General features: G+C 45.3%; 18 protein-coding genes. 10 read left to right on the top strand and 8 right to left on the bottom strand.

The genetic code is table 11. The features are described from left to right. The first annotated feature begins 218 nt into the window (after positions 1-218). From pspA to R7R24_RS07135, 7 genes are all read left to right on the top strand, one after another. On the top strand, positions 219-890 hold the full coding sequence (gene pspA / locus R7R24_RS07105; RefSeq protein WP_005378119.1) for a phage shock protein PspA: 672 nt from the start codon (positions 219-221) through the stop codon (positions 888-890). Positions 891-904: 14 nt separating this feature from the next. Beyond that, positions 905-1,138, top strand: coding sequence for an envelope stress response membrane protein PspB (gene pspB / locus R7R24_RS07110; protein WP_005378117.1), 234 nt, complete (start codon positions 905-907; stop codon positions 1,136-1,138). Continuing rightward, a complete protein-coding gene (gene pspC / locus R7R24_RS07115) occupies positions 1,131-1,520 on the top strand; it encodes an envelope stress response membrane protein PspC (RefSeq protein ID WP_017634673.1) in 390 nt (129 codons plus the stop codon). The genes pspB and pspC overlap by 8 nt, the downstream gene beginning before the upstream one ends. A gap of 161 nt (positions 1,521-1,681) precedes the next feature. Continuing rightward, a complete protein-coding gene (locus R7R24_RS07120; RefSeq protein WP_054577943.1) occupies positions 1,682-2,713 on the top strand; it encodes an efflux RND transporter periplasmic adaptor subunit in 1,032 nt (343 codons plus the stop codon). Between the two features lies 1 nt (position 2,714). Beyond that, complete coding sequence (locus R7R24_RS07125) at positions 2,715-3,812, top strand: efflux RND transporter periplasmic adaptor subunit (protein WP_005378112.1); 1,098 nt, start codon at positions 2,715-2,717, stop codon at positions 3,810-3,812. Beyond that, entirely contained in the window at positions 3,809-6,919 is a 3,111-nt protein-coding gene (gene vmeI / locus R7R24_RS07130; protein WP_054577942.1) for an efflux RND transporter permease subunit VmeI, read from the top strand. Before R7R24_RS07125 ends, vmeI begins: the two co-directional genes overlap by 4 nt. Before the next feature lie 72 nt (positions 6,920-6,991). Continuing rightward, positions 6,992-7,558, top strand: coding sequence for a DNA-3-methyladenine glycosylase I (locus R7R24_RS07135; RefSeq protein ID WP_005378109.1), 567 nt, complete (start codon positions 6,992-6,994; stop codon positions 7,556-7,558). 24 nt (positions 7,559-7,582) lie between these two features. On the opposite strand, the gene R7R24_RS07140 is transcribed toward R7R24_RS07135, so the two are convergent. From R7R24_RS07140 to cls, 4 genes are all read right to left on the bottom strand, one after another. Beyond that, a complete protein-coding gene (locus R7R24_RS07140; protein WP_054577941.1) occupies positions 7,583-8,443 on the bottom strand; it encodes a lipase secretion chaperone in 861 nt (286 codons plus the stop codon). A 12-nt stretch (positions 8,444-8,455) separates the two neighbouring features. Then, the gene (locus tag R7R24_RS07145) at positions 8,456-9,361 is read right to left on the bottom strand and encodes an esterase/lipase family protein (RefSeq protein WP_053307435.1); all 906 of its coding nucleotides are present in this window, start codon (positions 9,359-9,361) and stop codon (positions 8,456-8,458) included. Positions 9,362-9,609: 248 nt separating this feature from the next. Next, entirely contained in the window at positions 9,610-10,815 is a 1,206-nt protein-coding gene (locus R7R24_RS07150) for a cystathionine beta-lyase (RefSeq protein ID WP_053303199.1), read from the bottom strand. Between the two features lie 211 nt (positions 10,816-11,026). Next, positions 11,027-12,481 (bottom strand): cardiolipin synthase, encoded by a 1,455-nt coding sequence (cls, locus tag R7R24_RS07155; protein ID WP_005378105.1) that lies wholly within the window; start codon positions 12,479-12,481, stop codon positions 11,027-11,029. 430 nt (positions 12,482-12,911) lie between these two features. On the opposite strand from cls, the gene R7R24_RS07160 reads away from it, so the two are divergent. The 3 genes from R7R24_RS07160 to R7R24_RS07170 all read left to right on the top strand — a co-directional run bounded on the left by R7R24_RS07160 (position 12,912) and on the right by R7R24_RS07170 (position 16,029). Beyond that, positions 12,912-14,282 (top strand): sodium-dependent transporter, encoded by a 1,371-nt coding sequence (locus R7R24_RS07160; protein WP_042522154.1) that lies wholly within the window; start codon positions 12,912-12,914, stop codon positions 14,280-14,282. A gap of 81 nt (positions 14,283-14,363) precedes the next feature. After that, positions 14,364-15,056 carry a TIGR01621 family pseudouridine synthase gene (locus tag R7R24_RS07165; protein WP_054577940.1) on the top strand — a complete coding sequence of 231 codons (693 nt, stop codon included), beginning with the start codon at positions 14,364-14,366 and terminating at the stop codon, positions 15,054-15,056. A 31-nt stretch (positions 15,057-15,087) separates the two neighbouring features. Next, positions 15,088-16,029: a class I SAM-dependent methyltransferase gene (locus tag R7R24_RS07170; RefSeq protein WP_054577939.1), complete on the top strand. Its 942-nt coding sequence runs from the start codon at positions 15,088-15,090 to the stop codon at positions 16,027-16,029. Positions 16,030-16,242: 213 nt separating this feature from the next. Here the strand turns inward: R7R24_RS07170 and R7R24_RS07175 are convergent, their stop codons facing one another. The 4 genes from R7R24_RS07175 to R7R24_RS07190 form a co-directional block, all read right to left on the bottom strand. Continuing rightward, positions 16,243-17,298: a hybrid-cluster NAD(P)-dependent oxidoreductase gene (locus R7R24_RS07175; RefSeq protein ID WP_054577938.1), complete on the bottom strand. Its 1,056-nt coding sequence runs from the start codon at positions 17,296-17,298 to the stop codon at positions 16,243-16,245. 81 nt (positions 17,299-17,379) lie between these two features. After that, the gene (hcp, locus tag R7R24_RS07180; protein WP_054577937.1) at positions 17,380-19,041 is read right to left on the bottom strand and encodes a hydroxylamine reductase; all 1,662 of its coding nucleotides are present in this window, start codon (positions 19,039-19,041) and stop codon (positions 17,380-17,382) included. Between the two features lie 174 nt (positions 19,042-19,215). Beyond that, a complete protein-coding gene (gene norR, locus R7R24_RS07185) occupies positions 19,216-20,745 on the bottom strand; it encodes a nitric oxide reductase transcriptional regulator NorR (protein WP_054577936.1) in 1,530 nt (509 codons plus the stop codon). Between the two features lie 202 nt (positions 20,746-20,947). Then, the gene (locus tag R7R24_RS07190) at positions 20,948-21,427 is read right to left on the bottom strand and encodes a glycine zipper 2TM domain-containing protein (protein WP_005386695.1); all 480 of its coding nucleotides are present in this window, start codon (positions 21,425-21,427) and stop codon (positions 20,948-20,950) included. Positions 21,428-21,523 lie beyond the last annotated feature (96 nt).

Raw genomic sequence — 21,523 nt, forward strand, 5'->3', positions numbered from 1 at the left:
TTAACAGCCGAGCCATGATTTAGAGATAGAGTTGGTAAATTTCACCAACAGTTGGTGAAAAACATCATAGCACAATAGTGTGTAACGACAACAAAATGAATAACACTCTGATTTAAAAGAAAATTATAAGTTGGCACGTTACTTGTTATATATTCAGGGAGACACAAGGTTAATCACCACCTTGTCGAGTTTTAATAGGAAAAAAGAGGAGTTCCGTTATGGGTATTTTTTCTCGATTTGCAGATATCGTTAACTCAAACATCAGTGCATTACTGGACAAGGCGGAAGATCCTGAAAAAATGATCCGTCTTATCATTCAAGAAATGGAAGACACACTTGTTGAAGTGCGTACTAACTCGGCTAAAGCGATTGCAGACAAGAAAGAGTTGGCTCGTAAGGTTGAAACGTTAGAAGAGCAAATTGGCGAATGGGGCCAAAAAGCGAGCTTAGCATTAGTTAAAGAGCGTGAAGATCTAGCTCGTGCAGCGTTAATTGAAAAGCAAAAGCTAGAGCAAGTGATTAAAGGCCTCCACACTGAGCAAACCTTAGTGGAAGAAACGATCGATAAGCTTACTGGCGAGATTGGTAAGTTGGAAAGCAAAATTGCTGAAACGCGCGCAAAACAGCAAGCACTAGCAATTCGTAACCAAACTGCATCTAACCGTCGTGATGTGCAAAAACACCTGCACACTAGCCGTACTAATGAAGCGATGGCGAAATTCGAGCAATACTCACGTAAAGTGGATGAAATGGAAGCGGAAGCAGACCTGTATGCTCAAACCGGTAATGCTAAATCGCTAGAACAAGAGTTTGCAGAGTTGCAGGCACAAGACGAAATTGAAAAAGAGTTGGCAAAACTGAAAGAACAGATGTCATCGAAAGATAAATAAGAAAGGAGCCATTTATGTCGGCATTTTTTATAGCAGGACCAGTGATTGTCTTTTTAATCTTTGTCGCTCCACTATGGCTCTTCTTACACTATCGCAGCAAACGCAAAACAGATAGTGCACTGTCGAGCCAGGATTTAGAGCGCCTTCAGGTACTATCTGAAAAAGCAGAAGCGATGCAGTCCCGAGTTGATACATTGGAGCGCATCTTGGATGCTGAGTCACCAACATGGAGACGCAAGTATGAATAATCGAGAACTGTATCGTGATCCAGTAAATGGCAAAATCTCCGGTGTTTGCGCCGGTATTGCCAACTACTTTGGTGCAGAAGTTTGGTTGATTCGTATTGTAGTGATTTCTGCAGCGCTGTTAGGTGGTACGTTTTTGGTATTGTTAGCGTACGTCGCGATGGCGTTTATGTTAGAAAAGCAACCAGTAACGTATTCTGAAAATATCAGAGCGCAGCAAGAGCATACGCTCAAAAGTAAGCCTTGGCAGAAAGGGCAAAGCCCTGATCAACTGCTCAGTGTGTTGGAAAGGGATTTTGACCGTCTTGATGGCAAAATTCGTAACATGGAAGCTTATGTTACGTCTGATACATATAGGGTGAACAGAGAATTCAGTAAGCTTTAGGCATTTTGTATCCAAAGAAGATTTAACTGAAGCAGGCATAAAGCCTGCTTTTTTATCACAAATTACTAATTTTAAAGCACTATTAATCTTTTCTGCTCTGGAAGTTCGTTCAAAATTCATCTACTTTAAAAATAATCCCCCAATTTTTATGGATGAATGTAATGAGAAAATTGCTCATTCCTATTGCCATCTCGGCTGTCTTGTCGGGGTGCGGTAAAGAACTTCCTCCTGTTCCTGAACCTGAATCGCGCCCTGCGAAGCTATTTACAGTATCTGTTGGCAATGCCCAGTTTGAGCGACATTTTCCTGCCACGACGGAAGCTGGCGATAGAGCAGTACTGACATTTCGAGTTCCTGGGCTTCTTCAAACGATAGAAGTGAATGAAGGTCAAGTCGTCAGTAAAGGTGATGTTTTGGCGTCATTAAACCCAGATGAATATTCTCTGCTCGAACAGCAAGCTCGGGCAAATTTTTTGCTCGCAGATGTGCAATACAAGCGATACCAAAAGCTACGTAAAGACCAAGTAGTATCTGAGCAAGATTTTGATGAGGCAAAAGCGAACCACAACTCGGCAAAAGCTCAATGGAATCAAGCAAAGGCAAACTTAAGGTATACCAAACTTGTCGCGCCATATGATGGCACCATTTCGTACATTCCAGCAGAAAACCATGAATATGTTGCCGCGAAAGAAGGGGTGATGAATATTCAGTCCAACCAACTCCTCAAAGTGATATTCCAAATCCCAGACTATCTTCTAAATCGTTACACGCAGGGGAGCGATGTCTCTGCCAGAATGATATTTGATGCGTTCCCCGAGCGAGCCTTTGACTTAACCTTTCAGGAAATCGATACAGAAGCCGATCCTAAAACGGGCAGTTACAAAGTCACGATGGTCATGGAACGGCCAGCAGAAATAGGCCTTTTGCCGGGAATGTCTGGCAATGCTTACCTCCTGTCCAAAAGTGCAGGAGCGACAAAGATTCCTAACTCTGCGCTGCTAGTAGAGAACGGCAAAACATACGTTTGGCGTGTCGATGAGCAAGGCATTGTGTCCAAAGCCGCAATTGAGATGAATGACAAAAATCAAGTGTTAGCTGGGCTTAACGATGGCGACCAAATCATTATCTCGGGTGTCAGTGTAATTGAACCCGGAATTAAGGTAAGAGCGTGGATTAAGGAAAGAGGGTTGTAATATGAAAGGAATCATCTCTCTAGCGACTTTACTTTCAACGCTTTTTCTCGTTGGCTGTGGGGATAAGGCGCCAGAAAAAGAGCTCGAAACGCCACGAGTTAGAGTTACGTCATTAGCGGGAAACAAGGTGGACGACAACTTGTACTTCCCTGCGGTTGCGAATGCAGCGGATCGCTCTCATTTGAGCTTCAGAGTGGCAGGAGAAGTCAGCCGCATCATGGTAAAAGAGGGCGACAAAGTCACGAAGGGTGATGTTATTGCAACGCTAGATCCCACTGACTATGAGTTGGATGTAGATAATGCGAGTGCGCGTTTTTCTGTTGTCGACAGTCAGTATCGCCGCTCACGCCCTTTGGTTGATAAAGGCCTATTAGCTAAGTCTCAGTTTGATGAAATTGCAGCACAACGACAAATCGCCTTAGCTGAGCTTCAGTTAGCCAAACTTCGTCTATCATTTACTGCCTTAAAAGCGCCCGTGGATGGGATTATTTCGCGAGTTAATATCGACCAATTCGAAAATGTTCAAGTCGGACAGCATATCGTTAATATTCACAGCTTGGAGCGAGTCGAAGTGTTGATTCAGCTTCCAGACCGCCTCTATGTGAACCAACCGCCAACGGAAGAAAGACTCACAGCGATCAAAGCATTGGTGCGCGTGCCCAGCGGTAACGAATATAACGCGACGGTAAAAGAATTTACGACCGAACCCGATCCAACAACAGGTACGTTTACTGTCACACTGTCGCTTCCTATGCCGGAAGAAGAGTACATCCTAGATGGTATGGCTGTTGAGGTAACGTCTAAAGACGAGAATGTTGGGCTTGATCTCAACCTAGGAATTAATGTCCCTATCGAAGCCATTTTTAATGCGGACGGTGACGAGCTGGGGCGCGAAAACAAATTTGTTTGGGTACTGAATGACGACAATACGGTATCGCGCAAACAGGTGCGAGCAGGTAAGGCATCTAAAACGTCCATTCAAATCCTTGATGGTCTCATGCTCAAAGACAAAGTTGTGATTGCCGGTGTTTCTCGATTAAGGGATGGCATGAAAGTGGAAGTGATACAGGAAATGGCTACGCAGGAGGCCGGTCTATGAGCGATCTTAATAAATCAGTGCCTCAAAGTGATGATGATGTGACCGGTATTGCTGCGTACTTCATCCGAAATCGCGTCATCAGTTGGATGGTCGCACTGATATTTTTGATTGGTGGTATCGCCGCATTCTTTGGTTTAGGGCGTCTTGAGGACCCTGCTTTTACTATTAAAGATGCGATGGTAGTGACCTCTTACCCTGGTGCGACACCGCAACAAGTCGAAGAAGAAGTGACGTATCCAATCGAAAAAGCGATTCAGCAGCTTACTTATGTTGATGAAGTAAATTCGATTTCTAGCCGAGGCTTATCTCAAATCACGGTCACGATGAAGAACAATTATGGCCCTGATGATCTACCACAAATTTGGGATGAGTTGCGCCGTAAAGTGAACGACCTTAAAGGGACGTTGCCTCCAGGTGTGAATGAACCTCAAGTGATCGATGATTTTGGTGATGTTTACGGGATTTTGTTAGCGGTGACTGGCGACGGTTATAGCTATAAAGAACTACTGGATTACGTCGATTACTTACGCCGAGAGCTCGAACTGGTTGATGGCGTGAGTAAAGTTTCGGTATCTGGGCAACAGCAAGAGCAAGTGTTCATCGAAGTATCGATGAAAAAATTGAGCAGTATAGGTCTTGCTCCGGATACCGTGTTTAATCTTCTTTCGACGCAAAACGTAGTTTCTGACGCAGGAGCGATCAGAATTGGTGATGAGTACATCAGAATTCAGCCGACTGGCGAGTTCCAGAGTGTGGATGAGCTAAGCGATTTGTTGATTACTGAGTCGGGTGCTCAGGGGCTCATCTTCTTGAAAGATGTGGCGGAAATAAAACGTGGTTACGTAGAAGTCCCGAATAATATTATTAATTTTAACGGCAGCCTCGCACTAAACGTGGGTGTTTCTTTTGCTGAAGGCGTCAACGTCGTTGAAGTCGGAAAAGCGTTTGATCATCGCCTTGCAGAGCTAAAGTACCAACAACCTGTTGGTATCGAAATCTCGGAAATTTACAGTCAGCCTAAAGAGGTGGATAAATCGGTTAGCGGTTTTGTTGTCAGCTTGGCTCAAGCTGTCGGTATCGTCATTATCGTACTTCTGTTCTTTATGGGGCTACGTTCAGGTCTGCTTATCGGTTTAATTTTACTGCTGACGGTGTTGGGTACGTTCATTTTCATGAAGTATCTCGCGATAGATTTGCAGCGGATTTCATTAGGTGCCTTGGTTATCGCGTTAGGTATGTTGGTGGACAATGCAATCGTCGTGGTTGAGGGGATTTTGATTGGTACGCAAAAAGGGCGAACTCGACTCCAAGCGGCGACTGACATCGTTACCCAAACCAAGTGGCCATTACTTGGGGCAACTGTGATTGCGGTAACTGCATTTGCGCCCATTGGACTGTCTGAAGACTCGACGGGCGAATACTGTGGCACTTTATTTACGGTTCTGCTGATCTCTTTAATGTTGAGCTGGTTTACCGCTATCTCGTTGACACCATTCTTTGCTGACATCTTCTTTAAAGGCCAGAAGATTAAACAAGGTGAAGGGGAAGAAAATGATCCATATAACGGGGTTATTTTCGTTATTTATAAAAAGTTTCTTCAGTTTTGTATGCGTCGTGCTTGGTTTACCGTTGTGGTGCTGATTGCGGGATTAGCGGCAAGTGTTTATGGATTTACTTTTGTGAAGCAAGCGTTTTTCCCATCGTCGACAACGCCTATTTTTCAGTTAGATGTATGGATGCCAGAAGGAACTGATATTCGAGCAACCAACACAACGCTTAAAGAGTTAGAAAGTTGGTTAGCTAAGCAAGAGCATGTTGACCATATCACGACGACCGCGGGTAAAGGCTTACAGCGCTTCATGTTAACGTACGCGCCAGAGAAAAGTTATGCGGCTTATGGTGAGATAACCACTCGTATGGAAAACTACGAAGCGTTAAAACCATTAATGGCGAAGTTTCGAGAGTATTTAAAAGCCAACTACCCAGAAATCAATTACAAGCTCAAACAGATTGAGTTAGGCCCTGGTGGTGGTGCAAAAATTGAAGCGCGCATTATTGGTTCAGATCCAACCGTCCTTCGTACGATAGCCGCTCAGGTCAAGGACATCATGTACGCCGATCCTCAGGCAACAAATATCAGGCATGATTGGCGTGAACGAACCCAAGTTCTTGAACCGCAGTTTAACGAGAGTCAGGCACGTCGCTATGGCATTACAAAATCAGATGTCGATGACTTCTTGTCCATGTCATTCTCTGGAATGACGATAGGCCTTTACCGAGACGGCACGACGCTCATGCCTATCGTGGCTCGCTTACCTGAAGATGAACGTATTGATATTCGTAACATCGAAGGCATGAAAATATGGAGTCCAGCACAGAGTGAGTTTATTCCACTTCAACAAGTCACAATGGGTTACGACATGCGTTGGGAGGATCCTATTATTGTGCGTAAGAACCGTAAGCGTATGCTCACTGTGATGGCAGACCCTGATATTCTAGGTGAAGAAACCGCATCGACGTTGCAAAAACGTTTACAGCCCCAAATCGAAGCGATTCAAATGCCTCCTGGCTATTCACTAGAGTGGGGTGGTGAATACGAATCTTCTGGTGATGCTCAAGAGTCACTGTTTACTACTATGCCAATGGGGTACTTGTTCATGTTCTTGATCACTGTATTCCTATTTAACTCTATCAAAGAGCCACTCATTGTTTGGCTTACCGTGCCGCTGGCGTTAATTGGTGTCACTACCGGTTTGTTGGCACTCAACACGCCGTTTGGTTTTATGGCATTGCTCGGCTTCTTAAGCTTATCGGGAATGGTGCTCAAAAATGGCATCGTATTACTGGACCAGATTGAAATTGAAATGAAGTCCGGTAAAGAGGCTTATGACGCGGTCGTTGATGCTGCGGTAAGTCGCGTCCGTCCCGTTTGTATGGCTGCTATCACGACGATCCTTGGTATGATCCCACTGTTGCCAGATATTTTCTTCAAACCAATGGCGGTTACGATTATGTTTGGTTTGGGTTTTGCGACAGTCCTGACACTGATTGTCGTGCCAGTGTTGTATCGTTTGTTCCATAAAGTGGCAGTACCGAAAAAGGCTTAGTGCTACTGATATAACGATGAAAAATATCGCGCCTCTAGCTCATCAGTTAGAGGCGCTTTTTAAGGAAGAATAATGACAGAACAAAAAACGTGTGCGTGGGCGATGAATCACCCATTAGAGCGCGAATATCATGATTCCGAATGGGGCGTGCCAGTATATGACGACCAAGTCCTGTTTGAATTTATTACGTTGGAAGGTGCGCAAGCCGGGCTTAGTTGGATCACCATCCTTAAAAAGCGCGAAGGTTACAGAGAAGCGTTCGAGAATTACGATCTAGATGCGTTGGAACAAAGAAATGAAGAACGCGCTGAATACATCGTGGAAAACTTCGATGTTGTGAGACATCGCGGAAAGATTAACTCGGTATTCAGTAATGCCAAAGCGGCCAAAGCGTTAATTGCTGAATACGGGAGTTTATCAGACGCGTTGTGGCAGTTCGTGGATGGCGAACCAATCGTCAATCAATGGCAACATATGAGTGACGTACCAGCTTCGACAGAGCAATCCAAAGCCATGAGTAAATTCCTAAAAAAGAAAGGCTTCAAGTTTGTCGGTGAAACCATCTGTTATGCTTTCATGCAAGCCGTCGGCATGGTGGATGACCATATCGTTGGATGTCCTAAAAAGCAGAATAAGTAACGTTTGGCTATTAAGCTAATGTTGTTAGTTCTGGCTATCATGAATACGTTCCAAAGCTTCGATTCGACGCCATTGAGTGGCATCGAAGCTTTGTTTTCTTAAAGCAATGATTTCTGCCTGTTTTTCGTCTTGCCCTAGAAAATCCCTATTCAGAATATTTTGACGCTGCTTTAAGTAAGTGGCGAGTTGAGTCTCAAATGATGCTCTTTGCTCATCAAGCTTTTGCAGCCTCTGCGCTCCGGCATCTCCTACCAGAGCAACACGGGCGATGTACTTATCTTGTGAATCAAGCTGAGAAGCTTGCTCGAGCTGCTCTGCTAATGCGTTATTGCGTTCACTTTCTCGTATGTAATCCGGTTGTTCTGATAACGCTTGATTGAGAAGGTGTGTTTGACTCTCGATATCCGATGCCTGTGTTTTAATCGTCAGCTTTTCTAAAGCAAGTTGGCGAAGTCGGTTTTCTTCGTCAAACAATTGGGTTATCTGCACCTCGTTAAAGTATTGAAGCTGTAAGTTCAGTATTGCTTCATTCAGCATGGTTAACTGTTCAAGCGTTAGGTGGTTGTGCTCAAAAGGCTCTAATGCAGTGAGTGCTTGCTTGTAGGAAAGGTAGGCTTGAAAAAGTGTGGCATCAATATTCAGAGTTTGCTTTGCTAAAGTGTCATCATTGACTTCCGCTTTGATCGTATCGAGATCTTCTTCGCCCAGCCGGCTAAGAGAATATTCGAAGAAGTCTTTTGGTGAAGAGACATCGGCGGCTATATCTTGCTGAGATTGCGAATGGTTAGAGGTTATCTCTTGTTGTTTGTCGCTTTGCAACAGAGAAAGCGCTCCCACGCCAAATATCGAGAGCAGGATAAAAGTGGTGAGAGCGACTTTCTTCATTGTGATGACCTCTTATAAACCTTGAAGTTTGAGACGATTTGCATGTTGGCGATAAAGCGTGACTGGATCGGTTTCAAAAAGATGATGAATACCGAGTAGACCGTTAATTTCATCCAAATGGTTCATTTGATAATCATCACGTATGACTTTGCCCAAATGTGTGCTGCACGCACCAACTAAGCCATCATTTGGCCCATCAAAGGCTAAGCCAAGTACCATCATGGCAGCGTCGGTCGGATCGAAAACGTTTGTAAAAGTGGATGATCCGGTCCATGAGTAGTAATAAACGCCATTTGAAGCCAGAAAGTCACCATTACCACATTCACTGGTAGGGACTCCCTCCGGGTAGTGTTGGTTAAACGCTAATGATCCTTCCGTGGTTAATGCTGCTAGTGAGGCTAAAGGGTCTTGGTCGAGATCAGAACCACCTGATAGAAGATTAATAAGAGTAGTTAAGCCTTGCGCCAGTTTTACCGCGAGCTGCTCACTACCCGAACCCTCAGATACGGTGCCACGAACTAAATCTGCTACTTTAGACCCTTTATTAACGCCTCCTATACTCGTAACTGATGCGACTAGGTCAGGACGGACAGAGGCAACATAGCGCGTTGTTGGACCACCATGACTGTGACCAATGAGATTGACTTTCTCTGCGCCTGTTGCTGCAAGTAAGGTTTCAACTTGAGCAAGCAGTTGCTCCCCTCGAACTTCGCTGCTATTGGTCGCGGATACCTGTGCAACATAAACCGTAGCGCCATCTTTTGTTAAGGAATGTGGTATTCCGAAAAAGTAATCAACGCCTGCCAGGGTATCAAAACCAAACAAACCGTGAACCAGAACAATCGGATACTTGGTTTGGGTATAACCTGTTGCAGCGTGTACGGAGGTTATTGGGACGGTAACTAAGGTAAAAAGCATTAGCGCTATAAATTTGAGTTTCAAAACTATCTCCTTGTGGTATGACCTCTTATGAATGATAAAAAGTAGGAGAGAAACTCTAAATTTGGAAAGCCTATTTGTGGCACATTATTTCATTCTGTGACTGCTCAATTGAAAAACAACACAAATGATTAACATTAATTAATGGTTCGGGTGAATGTTAGTTAATTCTAATTAAGTCAGGGGCTTATAAAAACGCCCCGCAATGCAGGGCGATTCAATCATTGTTATAGGGAGGCTTCTTTTTCAAGCATTAAGGCATTATAACGCGCAAAACCAGCCTCTAAATCAGCGATCAAGTCATTTACGTCTTCTAAGCCAATATGAATACGAACCAAAGTACCTTCAAAGTGTGGGTGAGCTATGGTTCTCAGGCTGTTAAAGCTCTTAGGTTCGTTAGCTAGAATGAGGCTTTCATAACCGCCCCAAGAGTAACCCATACTGAAGTGTTTCATACCATCAAGCAGAGCCGTCGTCGCTTTTGGATAAGACGTTTTGAGAACAAATGAAAACAAGCCGTTTCCGCCTGTGAAATCTCGTTTGAAAAACTCATGGCCAGGGCTTGTTTCTAAAGCTGGATGGCGGACATGATCAACTTCTGGGCGAGAAGCGAGCCACTGAGCGACTTTTAAACTGCTTTCTGCGTGCTGTCTTAGGCGAACATCCAACGTGCGAATACCTCGAAGACCTAGGTATGCGTCGTCAGGAGAAACGCACTGACCCATCAGGTAGCTTTGTTCACGAAGCTGACCCCAATACTTTTCAGAAGCCACAGCAGTACCTAGCATGACATCTGAATGTCCAACGATATACTTAGTTGCCGCTTGAATGGAAATGTCTACGCCATGCTCGAAAGGAGAGAAGTTCACGCCAGCTCCCCATGTATTGTCTAGCATCACGATGATATCTTGCTCATGGGCAATGCGTGCTAATGTAGGTACATCTTGGACTTCCATGGTTATTGAACCAGGAGACTCCAAGAAAAGGACTTTGGTATTCGGCTGAATCAAGTCTCGGATACCTTCACCGATCATTGGGTCATAATAGGTGGTTTCGATGCCCATTTTCTTCATGATGGTGTTACAAAAGTCACGAGTTGGTTCGTAACAAGTGTCCACCATTAGAATGTGATCGCCAGTTTCAACGAAAGAGAGGATGGCATTTGAAATTGCTGCCGTTCCACAAGGGTAAAGCGCGCAACCAGCTCCACCTTCAATCTCAACCATTGCGTCTTGGAAAGCAAAGTGCGTGTTGGTGCCTCGGCGACCATAAAACAATGTTTTGTTTGCACGATTAATGGTGGCTTGGTTCTTTTCTGCAACGGTATTGAATACCACGGTTGAAGCGCGTTGAACGGGTGGGTTTACAACACCATTTGTCCACTTTTTATCGCGGCCAGCGGTAATGAGTTTGGTTTTTTTTCCCTCTGACATAAAAGTTCCCTGTCTTAAATATTGCGGTTTTGAATATTTAAAACATGGACGACGTAGGTTATGCAAGGGAAAAGTCAACTATCAGCCAATAACAGCCAAGATGAACAGGTAATGATGTCGAGAGGTATCGTGTAGATAGGGAGCTAAAAGAACAAACCTCCAGCAGGATGCATGTAGCGCTGGAGGTTTTTTAGTCGGTGTATTTGAGGTATTAGAGGAGTGGGTTGAAGAGATAGAACACTCGCTCTAAGAACCGAGAAAATAGGCTCCTTTTCTCCCATTCTTCCAATACAACAGTGTGAGATTGCTTAATATAGCTATCTTGTAACCAAGACATTTGCTTGGTGAACTCTTCGTCATCAACGGCGAGGGTCACTTCGAAGTTCAGCCACAAGCTGCGCATATCCATGTTTACGGTGCCAACTAAACAGAATTGGTCGTCAATTACGACAGATTTTGTATGCAGCAAACCACCATAAAACTCATAAATCTTGACCCCTGCACTCAAGAGCTCACTATAAAAAGCGCGTGACGCCCATTGCACCATCATAGAGTCATTTTTATGTGGAATAATGAGTTCAACGTCAATGCCTCGTTGTGCTGTCATCTTTAACGTTTCGAGTAAATCAGCATTGGGCACGAAATATGGTGTTGTGATTCGTACCGAGCGATTGGCTTGGTTTATTGCCAATGTTAATACTTGATAGATCAGATATTCCGGCATACCTGGGCCAGAAGGCACAACCTGAATAGGGTGTTGGAATTCACTCTCATCGATCTTGCATTCAGGTAGTCTTGGTAAATGACGTTCGCCAGTTTCGACTTCCCAATCCCAACAGTGGATGGCACTCAATACGTTTACCGTTGGTCCCGTAATGCGAACCATGATGTCCACCCAATGCCCGACGCCACTGTTTTGCTTGAAGTAAGCCGGGTCAACCAGGTTCATTGAACCGGTATAAGCAATTTCATCATCAATTACGATGATCTTGCGATGTTGGCGAAGATCAAGACGACGTAAGAAAATACGCCACATCTTCACTTCTAGCGCTTGAATAACTTCAATTCCAGCATCCTGCATCATTCGATACCAAGGGCTTCTGAAAAAACGCGGACTACCTGCTGAATCGAGCAATAGCTTGACATCTACGCCGCGTTTAGCCGCTTGGATAAGTGCAGAAGCGACAGAGTCAGCCAAACCACCTGGATGCCAAATGTAGAATACCATTCGAATACTGCTCTGCGCGTTTTCGATGTCTTCAATAATGGAATGCAAAATCTCATTAGGTGACTGTTGCAGCGACAATGTATTACCGCTCAATGCGGGAAGACCAAGGCGGTTGTTACAAAGTTCATCAATTCGGTAGATGTGCCTTCCCATCGTTTCTGGGTTGTGCGCGTTACAGTCGTTCAACTGACTGAACCACTTCTCGAATGGTGTAAACATCTCTTTCGCACGTTCGGCTCGCTTTCTGCCTAAGTTCAGTTCACCGAAGAGGAAATAACATGCGACACCCAGAACGGGAAGGATATAAATGATCATTAGCCAAGCTAAAGACACGCTCACTGCACGGCGCTTTAAAACGACACGAATGGTCACACCTGCGACCAGTAACCAATATAGCCCGATGCCAGCTAAAGTAAGAAAGTGATAAAACTTGTCCATATACGCTCAGAGTAATATGCCCTTCTAGGATATTAAGCATAAAAGTGGGTTGGGGGAATAGATTTCCCATTCAGACGTGGGATTGACCTTATATGAGGAACGAATTTCATAACAGCTGATTCTGTTATTTTAATGTGAAAAATAAGGTCATTCTTTAACTTTTGAACAAAAAAGCAGCATTTAACCTGCGTAACTCGACACTTGTGCGATAAATGTACTTTTTTGGGGTTCCAATTTTAAAGGGGAGCTGCTTTACTTTCTAGACATAGTGCGTCGAACGCTTATTTTATAAGTGTACAATAATTTTTACATAAACTTTTTAGACGCCTATCTCTATGCATACACAACAAACTAATTTTGGAGAAAAAGCGTGGCTACAACTAATACAGCAGCACCACGTGATACGTGGGGGTCTAAACTAGGCTTCGTAATGGCAGCAGCGGGTTCCGCTGTCGGTTTAGGCAATATATGGAAATTCCCTTACACAGCAGGTGAGAGTGGCGGCGGTGCATTCGTTGCTATCTATCTTATCTTTGTAATTTTTATCGGTTTTAGCGTGATGCTGACAGAGTTCGCTATTGGTCGTAAGACAGGTCTTTCTGCCGTAGGTGCATTCAAAACAACTGACCGACGCTGGACGTTCACTGGCGTTATGGGAGTTTTCAGTGGTCTTTTGATCATGGGCTTCTACCCTGTGGTTGGTGGTTGGGCATTGGCCTACATCTTTAAAGTGGGCGGTGGTCTACTCAGCGCGCCAGAAGCAATTGGCGACAGTTTTGGCGGTTTCATCTCAGATCCGATTCAACCTTTAATGTGGATGGGTGTTTACCTGTTCCTTAACGTCATGATCGTGATGAAAGGGATTTCGGGTGGTATTGAGAAAGCCGGTAAGGTTCTGATGCCGCTTCTGTTCTTAATCCTAATCGTTGTTTCTGTTAAGGGCTTAATGCTGCCAGGTGCAATGGCTGGCCTTGAGTTCTTATTCATGCCGGACTTTTCTAAAGTCGACAGCAACGTGGTTCTTGCTGCACTAGGACAGGCGTTCTTCTCACTTAGCTTAGGTATGGGTTGTATGATGACGTACGGTTCTTACCTGAAGAAGAAAGAGAACCTAGTTCAAACAACCGGTATGGTTACAGCGATGGATACTGGTGTCGCGATTCTTGCTGGTGTTGCTATGTTCCCAGCAATGTTTGCCTTTGGCATGGAGCCTGCGGCAGGCCCTGGTCTTGTATTCGTTGTCGTTCCTCAGCTATTTGCTGAAATGGGCGGAGTGATTGGGTTGCTATTCGCGTTGCTATTTTTCATCGGTTTGACGGTGGCGGCATTAACTTCTTCAGTATCACTATTGGAAGTTGTCGTGTCTTACCTAATCGACGAGAAAGGCATGAAGCGCTCTAACGCAGTTCTGTCTGCAAGCGCAGTTATGGCGGCATTATGTATTTTTGCGTCACTATCGTTAGGTGGAATGGGACCAACGCTGTTTGGTACCGGTGCCTTTGATATCTTCGACTTGCTAACGGACAAAATCTTCTTAGCGGTTGGTGGTATGTTGGTTTGTATCTTTGCTGGATGGCGCCTAAGCCGTGCTGAGCTAGAAAAAGAGATCACTAATGACGGCGAAGTATCCTTCCCGCTATTTGGATTGTGGTACAACCTAGTTAAATACCTGATTCCTGTTGCGATTGCTATTGTTGCCTTCATGGGGATTAAGTCTGGCTTTGACAGTGGCAAAGGTGAAATCATGCTGCTGGGTATCGCAATCATTGGTCTTGCTGGCATTTTCTCTAAGAAGCTTTAGCAAAGACCTTAGGGCAAGCCTCGATAGCTTTGTCCGGTAACTTATGTATACTGCTGGCTCCAAACGTGGAGCCAGTTTTTTATGTTCGATATTCTACATACCCATCCCGATTTTCTGATCATCAATAAGCATCCCAACGTCTCTGTTCATAGAGACGATGGCGACACAATGCTGCTGCAAGAAGTGGCTAAGCAGAGTGGTGATCAGCAGCTCTATCTTATCCATCGCTTGGATAAAATGACATCGGGTATTCTGCTCCTCGGACGTAACGCCAAAGCGGCCAGTGCGTTATCGCAAGCCTTCGCTGACCGCCAAGTAGAAAAGTTCTACCTAGCGATTGGCTCTAAAAAGCCGAAAAAGAAACAAGGTTTGGTCGTTGGTGATATGGAGCGTTCGCGCCGTTCATCATGGAAGCTGGTCAACAGCAAAAATAACCCAGCCGTTACCCAGTTTTTCTCTCTTGCGGCAGAGCCCGGAGAGCGTTTATTTTTATGTAAGCCGCACACTGGTAAAACGCATCAAATCCGCGTGGCATTAAAATCGGTTGGCTCAGGTATTGTTGGCGACCCGATTTACAATGCAGGCAATGAGGCTGATCGCGGTTATCTGCATGCATTTTCACTTTGCTTCCAATACCGAGATGAGCAATATCGCTTTGTTTGCGATCCACGAGAATACAAAGTGCTTGGTAACAAATGGCACAGTGAAATCGTCTCTCAGGGTTTGGATACTTGGCTTTCCCCCTGGGAACTGAACTGGCCTACGATCAAATAACCGTCACAAAGAAAACTAATAAGAGAACTCGATGCAAGCATCACAACTTTCGCTGTTTTTTCAGCATCTAGAAACCGAGCTCGCGCAAGCTCCGAATGAAATTCGTCGACTGTTTCACGGTCGTGGCCGTCGTTTTGAAGGTCTAGAGCAAATCACCTGTGACTGGTTACAAGGTCAGTTGATCATCAACTTGTTTAAAGAAGTCGACGACGCGTTTCTCGCTGAGCTGAAAAGCGGCCTCAATGCGTTGGCACAATCACAACTGTGGGCAAATAAGCAAGGCCGCACTATGGTTCTTCAGCACCGTTATGCCGATGGTGCGCCTTCAGAAGTGCTTGTCGGTGAATTAGACGCTCGCCCTGTCGTTGAAGAAAGCGGTTTGAAATACCAATTGGATATTGGCCGCAACCAAAACTTCGGTCTGTTTTTGGACATGCGCTACGGTCGTGATTGGGTACGCGAAAATGCGAAGCATAAGAACGTGCTTAACTTGTTTGCTTACACGTGTGGCTTTTCTGTCGCTGCCATTGCCGGTGGCGCAGATAAAGTGGTTAACGTCGACATGGCGAAAGCGTCGCTGTCTAAAGGTCGTGAGAACCACAAGCTAAATGGTCATAACATCAACCAGGTAAGCTTTATGGGGCACGATATCTTTAAATCTTGGGGTAAGATTAAGAAATCTGGTCAGTATGATTTGATCATTATCGATCCGCCTTCATTCCAGAAAGGCAGCTTTGCGCTGACTAAAGACTACAAAAAGATTCTACGTCGATTGCCGGATTTGTTGGCAGAAGGCGGTCAAGTGATGGCATGTGTGAACTCACCATCTGTGACAAGCGACTTCTTGATTGAAAGCATGAAAGAAGAAGCGCCAGAGTTGACATTCCGTGAGCGTCTGGATAACCCACCAGAGTTTATGGACGTAGACAGCGAAGCAGCATTGAAAGTGTTGCTGTTTAGCGAGAAGCAATGACGACGAAACGAAAGTTGTACCTATCTATAATACCAGCCGTTTGAGTAAGGCTGGCATCTCCGCGATACCCCGTCAATCTGAATAGCGAGACGCGAGTGTGATTCAGAGTCTATTATCAGAGTGAGTTATTCCTAACACGCTGATATTAGATTCCTGATCTCGCCTAGGCTCGTCGGAATGACGGGAAACAATAAAAGTTCGATACCAGCAGCATTAACCGATCTGCACTTCAAGATCCGCTTCGATGATTGATGAGCAGGCGAGCACATAGCCTTGTTCAATTTCTTCTGGCGTCAATGTTTCTAGGCTAGTGGAAGAGACGTTGCCTTTACGAACCTTGCATTTGCACGAGCCACAAATCCCGCTTCGACAAGCGACGATTAATGGTAAACCTGCGCCTTCGAGCACATCGGCCAGTACCTGACCTTTTTGAGCATCGATGCTTTGAGCAAAATCAGGAACAGAAACGTTAACCGTCTCATCGGAGACCGATGATTCTGCGCCAGTCGCTGGCGTAAAACTCTCTTGGTAGAAGTTCGTCATGTCAAAACCAAGGTCATTCAAATAGCCGTGAACATCTTGCATAAACTGGCTTGGACCACACAGGTAAACGGTGCGCTGTTTGAAATCAGGAGCAAGCTCTTTAAGCCAGTCGGCATTCAAACGACCTTGTGGATGCGATGTTCCTTCGCGGTTTTTCAGCAACAACTTTAAATTGAAGTTGGGATACACAGCGTCTAACGTTTCTAGCTGATCGTAGTAAATCGTCTCTTCTGGGCTGCGTGCAATATGAAGAAATGCGATGTCCACATCGTTGTCGTTTTCATCTTGATTACTCAGCCAGTGCTTTGCCATCGAAAATACGGGCGTGACGCCGCAACCTGCACTGATAAGCAAGGCTTTTGTTTCGCCATCACGTAACACGGGTGGATGGTCGATGCAGTTAAATTCGCCTGCTGGTGGTAATGCTTGAACAGTATCACCGAGCAGCAGCGAGTCAACGATGTAGTTCGATACTTTACCGCCAGATACTCGTTTGATGGTGAGTTGAAGGTGATCGTCTTCATTGATCGAGCTGATTGAATAGGCACGAAACTCCATTTTTCCATCAATTTCGACGCCCAAGTTAATAAACTGGCCAGGCTTAAACTGAAACAGAAGTGATTCGGTTAGTTCGGCCAATTTTATGCTGACGGTGTCGTGTGTTTCGAAGTATTTGTCGATGCAACGGAGTGTGACGGGTTGGTTACCTTGCCATTCAAAAAACATAACAATCTCTTTGGTTGTGGCTATTTTTGGTTCGAAATAGATAGCGCCTCCGCGTAAGGAGGCGCGTAACAAGCAAGTTTATTAAGCTGCTAGGATGGCTTTTAGATCATCCTGAACATTGCCAATACTGCGCATATCGAACTTCTCTTGGATGATGGCGATTAGGTTTGGCGTTAGGAATGCCGGTGCAGTAGGGCCTGTGTAAATGCCTTTCACGCCCAATGCAAATAGCGTTAGCAAGATAACGATCGCTTTTTGCTCGAACCAAGAAAGCACAAGCGTGAGTGGCAGTTCATTGATGTCACAGTCAAACTCTTTCGCCAGTGCAAGTGCAAGCTGGATTGCAGAGTAAGCATCGTTACATTGGCCCACATCCAATAGGCGAGGAATGCCGTTGATATCGCCAAACGTATTCTTGTTGAAGCGGAACTTACCACACGCCAAGGTCAGGATTAGCGTGTCTTCTGGTGCTTCAGCCGTAAAATCGGTGTAGTAGCTACGTTCCGCTTTATCGCCGTCACAACCGCCGACTAGGAAGAAGTGCTTGATGTTGCCTTGCTTCACTTGGTCGATAACCGCAGGGGCGGCGTTCATCAGTGCATTTCGACCAAAACCAACCGTGATGTGGTGTTCGATTTCATCGTGTTGGAAACCATCTTGCGCTAGAGCACATTCAATCACTTGGCTAAAATCATCGCCTTCGATGTGAGCCACACCAGGCCAGCCAACAATACTACGAGTGAATAAACGGTCTGCGTATTGACCCACATTTGGATTCAACAAGCAGTTTGACGTCATTACGATTGCGCCAGGGAAGTTTGCGAATTCTTTCTGTTGGTTTTGCCATGCGCTGCCGTAGTTGCCGACAAGATGAGGATATTTCTTCAGCTCAGGGTAGCCGTGTGCAGGCAGCATTTCACCGTTGGTATAAACGTTAATGCCTTTGCCTTCAGTCTGTTGCAGGATTTTTTCTAGGTCATGCAAATCATGGCCAGAAACAAGAATACATTTGCCTTTTACTGGCTTGACGTTCACCGTGGTTGGTTCTGGATGGCCGAAGGTCATTGTTTCACCTTGGTCGAGCATTTCCATCACTTTGTAGTTCATCAGGCCGATGCGCATTGAGCAATCAAGTAGTTCGCCGAGATCTTCAGGGTCTGTGCCCAACCACGCCATGATTTCATGGTATTCGGCATAGATATCGTTGTTGGTTTGCTCAAGAACACGTGCGTGCTCCATGTACGCGGCTGCACCCTTAAGGCCGTATAGGCAAAGTAGGCGTAGGCCAATCACATCTTCATGTACTTGGTCCTTACCACGGTTAACCGCGACTTGAGGAGCAAAAGCTAAGATTGCTTCTGCGCTATTTGGTAGCTCAAAGTGAGCAACAACAGGGATGTCAGCAACTTCGGTATCGGCGAGTGTTGCAGCAGACATTACTTGCTCTTTTAGCAATGCTTTGTACGTTGCCGCTTGAGAAGTTAGCTCTAGGACACGTTCAGGGTCAAAGTTTACGTTCGTCAATGTAGAGAAAAATGCCTTTGGTGCCCATTGGTTGATTTCATCGTTAATGATGTTGAATTCAAGTGCTTTTGATGCCCAAAAAGAAACCCCTTGCAGTGTGTAAACCAACACGTCTTGAAGGTCAGATACTTCAGAAGTTTTACCACACATACCTTGTGCAAAAGAACAACCTTTAACAGCAGGGGTTTGAATTGTCTGTTCACATTGAATACAGAACATATTGGGTTCTCCAGTGATTGTTTTAATAGTCGTGATGTTGACCACTAGAGAGCAGAATGCGTGCCAATTATTATCTTGTTGATTTGTATTGAATTTTATCAGATTTAGGAGAGTGGTTGATGTGATTAAGACAACGCAGCTGATGTCTTAATCACATCGGCTTCTTGTGGTCGGTTATTTATTGATCCCGAGCTTTTTACCCATCCGATATAAGTTCCCTCGATCTATTTGTAAAAACTCCGCTGCTTTTGCCCAAACGCCACCAGTTTGGCTCAAAGCATGTTCAATTAAATCACGTTGATAGCTTTCTATTAGCTCTCGCATTGGTTGGCTTTCTTTAGGCAGATAATGCGATGTGTTTTTTACATCATCGAGAGCCAATGAGGTGTCGAAATGGTTAAGCATGATCGTGCTTGCGCCTTGTTGAATGGCGTGTAAAGCCGCGCGAGTTAAAGTGTGTTCGAGCTCGCGCACGTTTCCGTACCAAGGTAAAGATTCCAATTGAGTCAACACTTTAGGGTGAACGTGCAGATTGGGTGCATTGAATTGTTGGCGTACTTTTTCCAACAAATATCCTGCTAAAACGGGAATATCCCCGTCACGGGCACGCAGTGGGGGGACTTGGATTGGGAACACGTTCAAACGGTGGAAAAGGTCTGCTCGAAACGTGCCAGCTTCGACCTCTTTTTCTAGTTGTCGATTGGTCGCTGCGATGATGCGCACATTGACCATCAAATGCTGATCGCTACCTACACGTTGCAGCTCGCCTTGCTGAATTACGCGCAGCAATTTTGCTTGCAAAATCAAAGGCAGTTCGCCCACTTCATCAAGGAAAATCGTTCCACCGTCTGCCAGTTCAAACTTACCGGCACGGTGGCTATTAGCACCTGTAAATGCGCCTTTGACATGGCCAAACAGTTCACTTTCAGCCAGACCTTCAGGCAGGGCCGCACAGTTTACGTAAATCATCGGCTTATCGCTACGATGAGATTGCGCGTGCACCGAGTGCGCGACCAGTTCTTTACCAGTACCGGTCTCTCCTGTGATAAGTACCGCGTAATCTGATTGAGAAACGGTCGCAATGTTGTTTCGTAACTGGTTGATCTGCGGACTCAAACCCACCATTTCGCCATGTTGAGAACGGGCTTGCTGGATAAGGGTTTGAGTGACGCTTTTTTGCTTCTGGTTTTGTGCTTTGAGTGCTTTTAATTGCGCAATGTTACGCAATGTCGCAGCGGTCAAAGCCGCAAAGGTTTCGATAGCGACAGGATCGATGCCATCAAACGCGCCCACCGTTAGTGCATCCATCGTTAGTGCGCCAACAAGTTGGCCTTCGACATACAAGCTAAAGCCCATGCAATCGTGAACATCAATGCATTGGTCTTCAGTTAATAGTGTGCCGTCGAAAGGATCCGGCAGTGAACAATCGGCATCGAAACGCACCGGTTCACGGCTATGAATAATGGCATCTAAGCGAGGGTGCGCCTTGGGGAAATAGCGACGACCTAAGACCGAGCTGGATAAGCCTTTTACCGCGACAGGAGTTAGAAAACCATCCTCATCGAAGATAAACAGGCAGCTCGCATCACATGGGAATACTTGCGCGACCCCATCAATGAGATTTTGATATTGCTGCTCGTGAGAGCGATTTGAGCTGAGGTTTAGCGCGATATTAAGGAGTACGTGGTCAACAGTCGGAGTCATAACAAGCCCAAAGTTATCTGGAATGGGCTCATGCTAGCAACTTGATGTCATTTGAACATCGAAAGGTGTGGGAGATTGATGTTCCATTGACGACGATCAAGTTTGATACGAAAAGAAACGCGCAAGTTAACAAGCCAGTGATGTAAGCTTGCGCGGGTTAGGTGTTTGAATTAAAGCAGGCCAAAGGTTTGGTTTGTCCGAATTAACGAGGAACGACTCTAGCGTCATTACCAGAAACATTGATTTGGACCGCTTGGCCTGGTTGGAAAATCATGTTTGGATTTGCTTCTTGAACAATAGAGATAATCTTTCCGTCCTCTAAACGAATGGTCAGATTCACGCCATTTCTTTTCGCGGTTGCTTCAGCCGCTTTGCTGCCTGCATAGCCACCCAATAGACCACCACCAATGGCAGCGATATCCGAGCCAGAACCGCCCCCAACTTTTGAGCCTAATATCCCGCCCACGGCAGCACCAGCGATGGTGCCAATGGCATTGGATTGGGTAGAGGCATCAATGGTTACGGGTTCTACTTTTTCTACTGTGCCGTAGTAAACCTGCTGAACTTTGCGAGTGTCGGATGAGCCGTATGCATCTCCGTACGGGTTAGGTGAGCTACAGCCGCCAAGCACGAGCGCACAAGTAATGGTGAGCAACATGCCTAAATTAATCTGTTTTTTCATATAGCCTCCGAATGGTTTCTTCATTCAAAGAGTATATACCCCAATTTAACCTGCGTTTTGGTGCTTTATAAAACAGTGGCTTAGCGGCTTGTCCCT

This window comes from Vibrio sp. 704, assembly GCF_033339295.1.